This is a genomic window from Gordonia sp. i37 (assembly GCF_002043085.1).
GTDB classification, from domain to species: domain Bacteria; phylum Actinomycetota; class Actinomycetes; order Mycobacteriales; family Mycobacteriaceae; genus Gordonia; species Gordonia polyisoprenivorans.
The window spans coordinates 1-10,267 of sequence record NZ_MVPX01000576.1 but is presented as its reverse complement, the minus strand read 5'-3'; the positions used below and the strand labels follow the sequence as shown (position 1 = coordinate 10,267).

The 10,267-nt window shown below is 65.3% G+C and carries 10 protein-coding genes; 1 reads left to right on the top strand and 9 read right to left on the bottom strand.

All coding sequences use genetic code 11. The features are described from left to right. Positions 1-80 precede the first annotated feature (80 nt). Positions 81-626 (bottom strand): cytochrome ubiquinol oxidase subunit I, encoded by a 546-nt coding sequence (locus B1964_RS28170; RefSeq protein ID WP_005201356.1) that lies wholly within the window; start codon positions 624-626, stop codon positions 81-83. A 450-nt stretch (positions 627-1,076) separates the two neighbouring features. On the opposite strand from B1964_RS28170, the gene B1964_RS28165 reads away from it, so the two are divergent. After that, complete coding sequence (locus B1964_RS28165) at positions 1,077-1,337, top strand: hypothetical protein (RefSeq protein WP_010844852.1); 261 nt, start codon at positions 1,077-1,079, stop codon at positions 1,335-1,337. Between the two features lie 58 nt (positions 1,338-1,395). On the opposite strand, the gene B1964_RS28160 is transcribed toward B1964_RS28165, so the two are convergent. The 8 genes from B1964_RS28160 to B1964_RS28125 all read right to left on the bottom strand — a co-directional run bounded on the left by B1964_RS28160 (position 1,396) and on the right by B1964_RS28125 (position 10,179). After that, on the bottom strand, positions 1,396-3,108 hold the full coding sequence (locus tag B1964_RS28160) for an aldehyde dehydrogenase family protein (protein ID WP_006369840.1): 1,713 nt from the start codon (positions 3,106-3,108) through the stop codon (positions 1,396-1,398). A gap of 46 nt (positions 3,109-3,154) precedes the next feature. After that, a complete protein-coding gene (locus B1964_RS28155; protein WP_005201351.1) occupies positions 3,155-3,814 on the bottom strand; it encodes a hypothetical protein in 660 nt (219 codons plus the stop codon). Between the two features lie 64 nt (positions 3,815-3,878). Next, positions 3,879-4,457 carry a hypothetical protein gene (locus B1964_RS28150; RefSeq protein ID WP_005201349.1) on the bottom strand — a complete coding sequence of 193 codons (579 nt, stop codon included), beginning with the start codon at positions 4,455-4,457 and terminating at the stop codon, positions 3,879-3,881. Continuing rightward, on the bottom strand, positions 4,433-5,851 hold the full coding sequence (locus tag B1964_RS28145; RefSeq protein WP_005201346.1) for an MlaD family protein: 1,419 nt from the start codon (positions 5,849-5,851) through the stop codon (positions 4,433-4,435). Before B1964_RS28145 ends, B1964_RS28150 begins: the two co-directional genes overlap by 25 nt. Beyond that, on the bottom strand, positions 5,848-7,005 hold the full coding sequence (locus tag B1964_RS28140; RefSeq protein ID WP_006369841.1) for an MCE family protein: 1,158 nt from the start codon (positions 7,003-7,005) through the stop codon (positions 5,848-5,850). Before B1964_RS28140 ends, B1964_RS28145 begins: the two co-directional genes overlap by 4 nt. Continuing rightward, entirely contained in the window at positions 7,005-8,123 is a 1,119-nt protein-coding gene (locus tag B1964_RS28135) for an MCE family protein (protein WP_005201342.1), read from the bottom strand. The genes B1964_RS28140 and B1964_RS28135 overlap by 1 nt, the downstream gene beginning before the upstream one ends. Next, positions 8,120-9,109, bottom strand: coding sequence for an MCE family protein (locus tag B1964_RS28130; RefSeq protein WP_005201341.1), 990 nt, complete (start codon positions 9,107-9,109; stop codon positions 8,120-8,122). The genes B1964_RS28135 and B1964_RS28130 overlap by 4 nt, the downstream gene beginning before the upstream one ends. 29 nt (positions 9,110-9,138) lie before the next feature. Beyond that, positions 9,139-10,179: an MCE family protein gene (locus B1964_RS28125; RefSeq protein ID WP_005201339.1), complete on the bottom strand. Its 1,041-nt coding sequence runs from the start codon at positions 10,177-10,179 to the stop codon at positions 9,139-9,141. Between the last annotated feature and the right edge of the window lie 88 nt (positions 10,180-10,267).

Sequence of the window (10,267 nt, the reverse complement as noted above, 5' to 3'; positions counted from 1 at the left end):
GATCCGGACCGCCCCATCACGAAACTCCCGGTCGTACTTCTTCCGCTTCTCTGGCATCGTGCTCCTCACTATCGATGCCTCTACGGTTCGGGGGGAACCTCATTGACCGAGACCACGCAGAACGTCCCGACGACCCCGGCGATGCCCATCGGAATCAGCATCAGCAGATGGCGTCGAGGCGGCATGCGGTCCCAGCCGTAGAGGTAGATCCCGAGGAAGATCGCCTCGACGAAGAACGACAGCCCTTCGAACGCGAATGGCAATCCCAGCACGTCACCGAACCGGCCCATCAAACCGGGCCACAGCAGACCCATCTCGAAGCTGAGGATCGTGCCCGAGACCGCGCCGATCGCGAACAGCACTGCCGACACCTTGGCCCACCGTCGGGCCAGTCCCATTGCGACAGGGCCGTCGCGCACGATGCCGCGACGGCGCATCACGAAGATCATCGTCGGGAACGCCACCCCGAAACACGCAAGGACGATGTGCCAGCCCAGGGACACCGCCATCTGCTGCCGGGCCGGCATCAGACCCGGAGGTTGCTGACCCTCCGCCACAACCAGCAATGCCTCGGCCAGGTACACGGTCGTCACCGTCGAGCAGGGCCGGTTGTTCCAGCCCGACACGTCGTCATCTGTACCGAAGGTAATCGCACGCAGATGAGGTTCCCGCCGGGGGTGGCCGGTAAACGCCACTGCCCCGCCGCCGGCTCGAGCTCGTGTCCGCAACGACGAGGGTGGGTCCGAGTTGCTCGACGACGATGAACAGCGCGTCGGGGACGGTCCGGCGGGTCAAGTCAGCGGCGGGATACGGTGTACCGGAAACCCGATTTCCGGGTGAAAAACTTTGTTTCGTACTCTTTTCCCCGTGAATCCCGCTGCTGCCGATGCGTTCGTGACCGAAACCACTTCGAGTGTTTGCGTGTGGTGCTCGTCCACCGACGAAATCGCGGAGTTCCGCGGCGAGAGGCGCGGACGGTGCTCAACCAGACGCGCACGCAGACTCCCCCTGCTGCTTCCCGGCGGCGAAGCGTCGAACCGCGACGACGACTGCCCACGAAGGCAGGCGGGAAGGCGGTGGCCACCAAGCCGCAGAATGTCAGGTCCGGCGTCGCCGGGCCGGCGAACGTCTCACGACCCGACCGCGCCGAGCTCATGAGCCGGGCGCAGAGCCTCCTGGCGCAGCTCACCGAGATCGAGGAACGTCTGCAGGTCGCGCAGAAGGATGGCGGCTTGAGTGGCAAGGCCAAGGTGTCCGACCTGACCGCGAAGCGCGACTCCGTGTTGCGCACGCTCGCCGCGTTGGAGAAGGCCAAGCGGGCGCTCGAGCCGGCCTGAGGTGGACGCACCACACCCCGTACGCTTCGTGACGGGGCACCTCGCTGCGCGCGGTGCGTCAGCCGCGTAAGGCGGACGCAAAGAGCGACGGCAGCCGGGTGGCCTTCGGATCTGCCGCGAATGCAACCATCTTTCGGCCTACATGGTGCGCATGCGTGTTCCTGACGAACCACGCCGGCTTCGGCGTGATCGACAGCTGGCCGGTGATCAGAGATCGGCTCAGCGGGCGGAACGGGCCGGTCACGACCGTGCGCTCTGTGTCGTCCACCAGTGATGCGTTGTGTACCAATCCGATTCCGCTCTCGACATCGACGAGGGTCGCACCGGGAAAGCCGCCCCATGGTGCTGCTGCGGTGAGATAACCGACCCCCGTCCACGCGTTGATCGCAATCGTGCCGTAGCGGAGCGATTCCACGAACCACTCGAACTCTCGACCGAGCTTGCGGCGGTATCTCGGGTGCACCAAGACGTTGGCGCCGAGAGTGCCCTCGAGCCGCTCATTGACGAAGCGGCTCGCTGCCCGGAGGTAGGCAATCCCGTCTCCGGGGATCTCCACGACGGCCAGCACGGGCGAGAAGTACTCCACGGTGAAGGCCTCGGCCACCTGGTCCGGTGAGAGCCCCTCGATCAGCAGCCGGCCGTTCTCGCGTGCGTTGGCCGTGGCGTGCCGGTCGGCTGCCGCGGCGACCCGTTGGTCGCTTCCGGGGTAATAGGCTGGCCGCGCGGGAGCCTTGTCGATCTGGTCGCGGAGTTCCCGGAGGAACTCCCCTTTCTTGGACCACTCGGACGGGATCACGGCAACCTGGGCGGCGATGCAGTTGTAGCCGCCGTTGTGCAGACGCTGGGTGGCCAGGTGCTCCGCCTGGAAACGGATGTCCTTGGCCGACCACCCGGTGGGGACGACGACGGTGGGTGATACGCCGCCGAGTTCACTGGTGATGGTCTTGCCGAGCTTCGGTACGCCGGCCCGGCGACGGGCCTCGCCTTCCGGGCCGGTGCCGAAGACGATGGCGTCGTGACTTGCCGAGCTTCCGGTGATGTGGACATGCGCCACATTCGGGTGATCGACGAGATACGAGCCGACCTCGACACCGCCCCTGACGACCTCCACGAAGCCGCGCTCGGACAGGGGTCGCAGGACGGCGTTGATCGCGTCGAACATCTCGCCCAAGACGGGGTTCAGTTTGAGGATCACGACGCGATTGTGCGCGATCAGCTCGTACAGGGTGTCCAGCACGGCGATCGAGGTGATGTTGCCGGCGCCGAGGACGACTGACATGCCGTGCGTCGTCGCGGGGTCGAGTTGCGCCAATCCCGCCGCCGACCGCGCCTGGGTGACACTCACCCCCGGCTTCAGCCAGACCTTGGCCGAGACGCCCGACAGCAGTAGCCGATCCCAGATCTGATGGGGAAAGACGTCGAGCGCAACACGACCGCCGGGAGCGACGGAAGTCGGTACGTGGGCGATGGGACTGTCGCCGCAGCTCAGGTCGCGCAGAGAACGGGCCAGCGTGGCAGCGTTCGTGATGACCGGGTACGGCCCCGACAGCCATTCTTCGCCTGCGAGCGGCGATGAGGGCGAGATCCGCTTCGCACGGCACGCGGCCTCAACCCAATCCGATGCCTGCTCGGCCGCCTGGTGCGCCACCTGTTGCAGAAGGTCGGCGCGCCGGGTCAGCGGGAGGTCTGCCCACCGGCGCTCGCCTGCGCTGAGTCGTAGCAGCGCACTGTCGAGCTCCGCGACTGTGGTGAAATCGGTGGTGAGAGTCATGAGTTGTTCTCCATGGTGTGGTGTGGATGGCTCAGGGTTTCCGCGGCTACACCGGTGTGAATTCGGAGATCTTCCAGCGATCGCCGTCCTTGGCCATCTGGACGCGAATGCGGCTGCCGTCGAGTCGCGGCCCCTCAGCGTCCTTCTTGGACGTCGTCTGGTTGACGAAGAGCAGGACGGTTGCGTGATCGGCGTCCGACGCGACGAGTGCGGCGTCGACCACCTCGGCGTTCGTGACGATCTGCTCCTTCTTGGCAGCAGGTTGAATAACTGATTCGCCCAGTTGGGTGTATTCGTCGAGGAACCTGCCGGTCAGCATGGTCTCGGCAGCTTCGGGCAGCGCGGTGTCGACTGTTCGGTAGTCATAACTGAGCAGTTTGGGGATGTCGGTACGTGCCGATGCAAGCGCGGACTGCCCCGCCGATGCCTCCGTCGTCGCCGCGCTCGTCGCGAACCACACGTAGCCGAGTCCACCGGCGCCGGCGATCACGAGTGCCGCCAGCACCCTGACCAACCCGTTACGCGCCTTTGTCGAAAGTCTGGCGGGCCAGCTCACAACGACGGGGCCGAGTCGTTTGACATGACCGCCGCGCACCTTGTCCTGCTTCTCGGCGCCGTCGGTAGGCGCCGCGTCGGTGTCGACGTCGCGATCCACCTCCGCCTCGGCGAACTCGGATGAGATATCTTGCTCCACAACCTTGTTCATGGCTTCCTCCTCGGTTCTGCCGCCTTCGCGTCGGTCGACGCCTCTTGGTCCGCGCTCCCCGCGTTCATGACACGAACTCCACGTTGCTGACCTTCCACGCATGGTCGGCGGCCGTCAGATCCACCTTCATCCGATAGACGCGTTGCTGCCCGTCGGGTGCCTCGGTGTTCTTGACGATCGAGCTGACCGCGGCCAGGACCTGCGCGGCGTCGTCGTCGGCGGTGATGATCCCCGCCTCCTTGACCGATCCAGTCGAGAGGACCTCGCCGGAGGAAAGGACCTGCTCGAACGACGTCGCCAGCTGTTCAAACTGCTGCTGAAAGGATCCGGTGGCGACGGACTTGATCCGATCCAGGTCGGCCTTCGACCGGCGGTAGTCGAGGCTGACGAGTCCGGCGACCACCTCGCGGGTGACGTCGAGTACCTCAGAGTTCCGCTTCTCGTCCTGCTTGGCCTGATAGAGATCGGTGCCCTTCACGCCGAGCAGCGCGAGCACCGCCACGAGGGCCGCCACCAGCGCCCACACGGTGACCACGGACCGGAGTGGAGCAGTGCCCGCCCCTTCGCCGGCGCTCTCCGGGCCGACCGCGTCGTCGTCGACTTCCGGACCGGTGGCCTCTACTTGATCAGTAACGACTGCCATGTCGCCTTTCCTTTCGCCGAAGCTGAGTTGGTGGGTGTTCCCACGAAGTACGTCACCCCGTCGGGCCCTCGGAACCTTCCGGTGGTCTCCGAATACGGCACCGGCTTCGACGCTGTACGTAAGCGCTTCGGCACCCTCTTCGCCCCTGGGTCACCGCCGGCGTCGCCCATAGAGTGCGGACGCGACAACATCTCCGGCCACGTGGACGGAAGTCCCCCGGGGCAATCGGCCACTAAGGGAGTCCTCACGCGGGGGTCGGTCGCGCACGGGACGTTCCGGGCGCCACGCGCCACCTTCGGGTTGTCGGGGCGCGCGTCGCAGTACTGGTCCGGAACCACCGGCACAGTCCGCATGTCCGATGCGTCACGACGTCGGCTGCCGCCATATCCCTCGGTGCACGGGGGCGGGTTCAGCGTGTTTCCGAGCTTGATGTCGAGTGGAGCCTGCGGACTCTGGCCGAGCGCGTAGCCGTCGACCGAGTTCAGGGTTCCCGACGTGAACGCCGGATAGACGGTCAGGATGTGCCGGAGGTTGGGGACGTTGACGCGCAGCACCTGTCCCACGGACTGGAGGTCGGCGAGCAGCGTCGGCAGCGTAGGCGTCAGCTCGGTCAGGGTGGCCGACACCTGGTCGGCTGCCGACGGGGTCTGGGTCAGCAGAGTCCGCAAGTGTTCATCGCTCAGCGCGAGCTGATCGGTGAACGACGCGAGGTTCGCCACCGCAGAGGTCAGGTCGGCGGCCACCCGGTTGCCAGTGGTCAACAGCGGTTCGGCGTCGTCGATCAGCCGGGTGGTGGGGCCGATATCGATCTGCGCCAACTCGAGCAGCCGCTGTGATGCGTCGATCAACCGAGCCAGGCGATCACCGGTCTGTCCTAGCCCGTCGGACACCTCGTCGACGGTCGTCTCCAGATTCTGGGGCGAGATCGTCGCAACGAGGTTCATGGTCCTCTCCAGGACGTCTTTGGTGGGCGTGGGCGCCTCATTGCCCTTGGCCGACAACACGTCTCCGTCCGTCAGCGCGGGCCCGCCGTTGTCGCGGGGAATCAGATCCACGTATTGTTCCCCGACCGCAGACTGACTCCTGATGTGCGCCGCACTGTTTCGCGGGATCGTGTTGTCCGAATCGATGCGCAGGGTGATGCGAACCGGCGCCGACAAGTCGGCCAGATCGACGTCTACCGAATCCACCCGTCCCACGGTTACACCTCGATAGGTCACCAGTCCGGTCTCGTAAATGCCGCCGGCGGTGTCGAACTCGGCGACCACGCGATACGATCCGATGCCGGTGACCCGACCGATGCCGACGTAGGTGACAGTCCCGTAGACTACGCTGACCACGGTGAGGACAGCGAATACGACGAGCTGCCATCGCACCAGTCTGGTGAGTTTCATCGGGGGCCCCCCATCCCGGCGGGCTGCGGTGAGGTCTTTTTCGATGGGCTGTGATCCGTTGTGGGGGTGCGCAGTCCGAATGGAGCGCGGAGTGGGTCCGCGGCTTGCCGCGAGGTCGCCATCCTGGCCAGGGCCACCTTGGGAATACTGCCGAGCACCTTGTCGCGTATGGCGCCCACCGACAGGTCGAGGGTCAGGAAGAGGTTCTGGTAGTCACCCTTCATTCCCTTGTCGATGACGGTCACCGGGAACGGAACGGTGAGCCCGACGATGAGCGAGCCGACCAGGTCGTCGCCGGACTCCTCGAGCCCCTTCAGTGCGGGACGGAGTTCCGCGGCAATGGAGTTCAGATCGGCGTTGCTGCGTGCGATCACGCTGCCCACCTTTGCGCCGAACACTCCTACGCGATCGAGCATCGTGACCAGCTCCTCGCGTTGGTCCGCCAGCACGGTCAGGGCGGGTTCCAGGTTGTCGATGCCCTCCGCCACGGTCGAACTCTGATCGGCCAGCGTGGCGCTGAGCTTGCCGAGCGAATCGATGGCGCGGCCGATGTCATCACGTTGCTTGTGTAGTCCGGAGACGAAGGTCTTGAGTTGAGATATCGCTCGGTTGGCAGCGGCTGTGCGGCCATCGGTGGCGTCGTTGAGCTCGGTCATGATCGACCGGAGCTGTTCGAGGCCACTGCCGTTGAGGATCAGCGACAAGGCCGCCAGCACCGACTCGGTCGACGGATAGGCTGCGGAGCTGTTGACATCGAGTGTGTCGCCGGGCAACAGCTTGCCCGGCGTCTGCTCCGCGGGAGGAATGAACTCCAGGTACTGCGCGCCCAGCACCGAGGTCTGTGCCAGCTTCACGGTCGAACCGTTCGGGATCTCCACTCCCTCGGAGAGCTCCACGTCCACTTCGGCGAACGACTCGCGCACTGTGATGGACCGGATCTGCCCGACATTCGCGTTGTCGAGCTTGACCAGGGAGTTCGACACCAGGTTCTGCACGTCGGCTAACTGGACGGTGATGCTGTAGCTGTCACCGGAGACGGCGTCGCCTGGCAGTGACAACGAGTTGGCGCCGTCGAACCGACAGCCCGCCACCGTCGACATCGCGACGGCCGCCGCGATCAGTCCCGCGCCGACGTGAAAGCGCTTGTGTCCCATCAGCGTCCTCCCTCCTCGGGGCGACCGGTCGAGCGTGCCATCTCGGACGTGATGACCCGGGTCAGGGTGGTCTCGGCCTTCTGGCATTCCGACTTGGGAGCGTCCACGGTTGTCAGCAGTGCACAGATGAGCGACACCGGATCCGGGAAGTCGGCCACCGCGAGACCGGCCGTCAGTGAGTTCGAGTCCGGGTCGTAGATGTTGTAGAGGTTCGACAGCGCGGTCGGCGCCGTGTGCAGGATCTGAGCCAGATCGTCCTGCCTGTCGACGAGCAGTCGGGACACCCTGGTGAGGTCCTTGACGTCACGGCTTAGCGCACCCTGGTTCTGCTTCAAGTAGTCGCGCAGGCGTGGGGCCATCGAGTTGAGGGCACGGATCGCGGCATCGAGTTGCGTCCGATTGTCGTCGAGCACGGCCGACGCGTCGTCGAGTTGCGAGGCGAAACCGACGATCTGCTGGTCGGCGGTGCGCAGCGCGGTGACGACCTGCTGGAGATTGCGGACTGTGCTGAACAGGTCGGGGCCGGCCGCGGAGAGCGTCCTCATCGCGTCGGAGAGCGCATCGACCGACTTCCGGAGTGAGCCGCCGCTGGTGTCGAGCGCACCGGCCGAGGTGTCGATGAGTCGGCTGAGCGCCCCCTTCTCATCGCCGGTGGAAGGTCCGAGTTGGTGCGCGAGGTCGGTCACCTGCTTCTTGATCTCGTCGTACCCGACCGGGACCGCGGTCCGGCCGACCTCCACCACGGCATCGTCTTCCAGCGCACCAGCCGGCGATCGCTTGACCGGGTTGACGAACTGAACATACCGACCGGAGACGAGGGTCGGCGCCACGATCGCCGCCCGTGCCTCGGAGTCCACGTACGCCGAGTCGTCGTACGAGACCTCGACGCGAACCTTCGCCGGTGTGGCCTCCACTGCTTCGACAGTGCCGATGGTGACGCCGCGCATCTTGACCGGATCGCCGACGAACAGCCCGGTGCCGTCCGTGAACCAGATTGTGGCCCGTGAGGTGTGCGTGCTCTCCCATACCTTCGCCGCGGTCACGGCCACCATGGCGACGATGACGAGGGCGATGACCGCGGGCCCGCCGAGTCGGTTGACGGCTGATGACGTGCTCATCGCCCGCCTCCCGGACTGCCCGGCTGCTGGCCGCGGAGATTGGCCGGCGTGATGTTCTGGAGCAGTACTGAGAAGAACGGTCCGCTGCCCAGGACGTCGGCGAATTGCATGACGAATGTGCGCATCCCCTTGATCGACTTTTCGAGGTTGGCGTAGTTGGCGTTGAGCGTGGCCGTCACCTGACGGACCTCCTCGAGCATCTGTGGGGTGGACGATCCGGTGTCATGGACGAACGTCTCTATCTCGGTGGATACTGCGCGCAGGCTGGTGAGCAGCCTGCGGATCACCTCGGCCCGATCGACGAGGGTCTCGAACAGCACCGACCCGTCGTCGATGAGCCTGGTGATGTTGCCCTTTCGCTCGGCCAGCACGTCGGAAACCGAATCGGCCTTCTGCAGAAGCGTCCGGATTCCGGCATCGCGCGACGACACCGTCCGTGCCGCAGCGGCGACGTTCTCCAGGGAGCCGCCGATGTCGGACGGGAGATCGTTCATGACCTTGTCGAGGCTCTCGACCGCGTCGACGACGCTCTTCTTGTCGGTGTCTCCGACGGTCTCGGTGAGCTGGTCGAGTGACTCGGTGAGGTCGAAGCCGGAACTTGTCCGCGACACCGGGATTCGGTCGCCGAGCTCGCCGGGGCCGGCGGTCGTGAGTTGGACGAAGCGACGCCCGAGCGCGGTCTCGACCTTGATCGAGGCCGTGGTCTCGGAACCGAGCTTCTCCCAGCCGTCGGTGAGCCGCATCGTCACGTCGACGTGGTCCTCGGCGAGCTCGATCGACTGCACACTCCCCGCGGCCACGCCGGCGATGTGCACTTCGTCGTCGGGATTCAGGCCACTGGCGTCGGAGAACTCGGCGACCACGACGGTCACGCCGGGCAGGAACGGAATCGAGCGGTAGTTGAACGCGAGCGCGAGAACCGCGAGTATCGCGCCGATTCCGATTAGACCGGCCCGGATTCGACGGCGGGAGTCGTCAGATCTCATGATGTTTTGACCTCATCTGGTTGTCTCCCTCACTTACAGCGCCGAGCTGGGACTTGGACCATCGGTGTGTCCGCATGTCCGCCGTCGAGCGTCGGATAGCGGATCGCGAGGCCGCACACGAAGAAGTTCACAAAACTGCCGTAGCCCGACGACCTGCCCAGAAGCCGATAGGCCTCCGGCATCTTCGCGAGCAGCATGTTGATCGTTGAAGTGTTGCTGTTCAGGTTCTGGGCCAGACCGCGCAGATGCTCGATGTCGGAGGTGAGATCGGGGCGGGCTCGGGACAGCAGCTCGTCGAGCTCGGTGGTCGCGCCCGCGATGTTCGTGAGGCCGTCGGCGATCAGCCGGCGATCACCGGCAAGCTCGGAGACCAGCTCCTGCAACTGGACGACGACGCTGCCGAAGGCCTCCCGGCGATCCGCTACCGTTACGAGCACGGTGTTCAGATCGGTGACCACCGATCCGATCGTCGCGTCGCGATCGGCGATGGTTTCGCCGAGTTCACCCATTTGGGTGATCAGATCGCTGATATCGGCTGTGCGGCCGTTGAGTACCGAGACCAGCGCAGCGGACAGCTTGTTGGTCTGCTCTGGATTCACCCCGGTCAGTAGGGGTTTGAACCCGTTGACGAGTGCATCCATGTCGAGAGCCGGCTTGGTCTGCGATACCGGGATCACGCTGTCGGCTGACCGCCTCCTACCCACGTCTCCGGGGTCGGTCTTCAGCTCGAGGTACCGATCACCGATCAGGTTCTTGTACCTGATGTAGGCGTTGGTGGTGGTCGTCACCGGGATGTGGGAGTCGACGTCCATACGGACCTCTGCTCCCAGACCCGTCTGCGCAGCCGCACCGGAGTCCACGATGTCCACATCGGTGACCTTCCCGACCACCACACCGGCCACCTTGACGTCGTCGCCGGTCCGCAGGCCGGATGCGGACATGAACTGAGCGCGGAAAACCGTTGTCGGACCGAAACGCAGGTCGCCGACGATCACGAACAGAGCCGAGGTGATCAGCGAGCTGACAGCGAGAAAGATCCCCAGCTTGATGGCCGGTCCGGTGATTGTCATTTCGTCATTCCGTAGATCATCGAGGCGAACGGGTTTCCGATGACGTCTTCGATCGACTTCACATCGCGGTACGCGTGACTGCCGTCGT

What these genes read in the sequence shown, in the direction of transcription:
- B1964_RS28160 (WP_006369840.1), bottom strand. Translation starts at nt 3,108, where the DNA reads ATGACTCTCACCACCGATTTCACCACAGTCGCGGAGCTCGACAGTGCG.
- B1964_RS28155 (WP_005201351.1), bottom strand. Translation starts at nt 3,814, where the DNA reads ATGAACAAGGTTGTGGAGCAAGATATCTCATCCGAGTTCGCCGAGGCG.
- B1964_RS28140 (WP_006369841.1), bottom strand. Translation starts at nt 7,005, where the DNA reads ATGGGACACAAGCGCTTTCACGTCGGCGCGGGACTGATCGCGGCGGCC.
- B1964_RS28125 (WP_005201339.1), bottom strand. Translation starts at nt 10,179, where the DNA reads ATGACAATCACCGGACCGGCCATCAAGCTGGGGATCTTTCTCGCTGTC.
- B1964_RS28130 (WP_005201341.1), bottom strand. Translation starts at nt 9,109, where the DNA reads ATGAGATCTGACGACTCCCGCCGTCGAATCCGGGCCGGTCTAATCGGA.
- B1964_RS28145 (WP_005201346.1), bottom strand. Translation starts at nt 5,851, where the DNA reads ATGAAACTCACCAGACTGGTGCGATGGCAGCTCGTCGTATTCGCTGTC.
- B1964_RS28150 (WP_005201349.1), bottom strand. Translation starts at nt 4,457, where the DNA reads ATGGCAGTCGTTACTGATCAAGTAGAGGCCACCGGTCCGGAAGTCGAC.
- B1964_RS28135 (WP_005201342.1), bottom strand. Translation starts at nt 8,123, where the DNA reads ATGAGCACGTCATCAGCCGTCAACCGACTCGGCGGGCCCGCGGTCATC.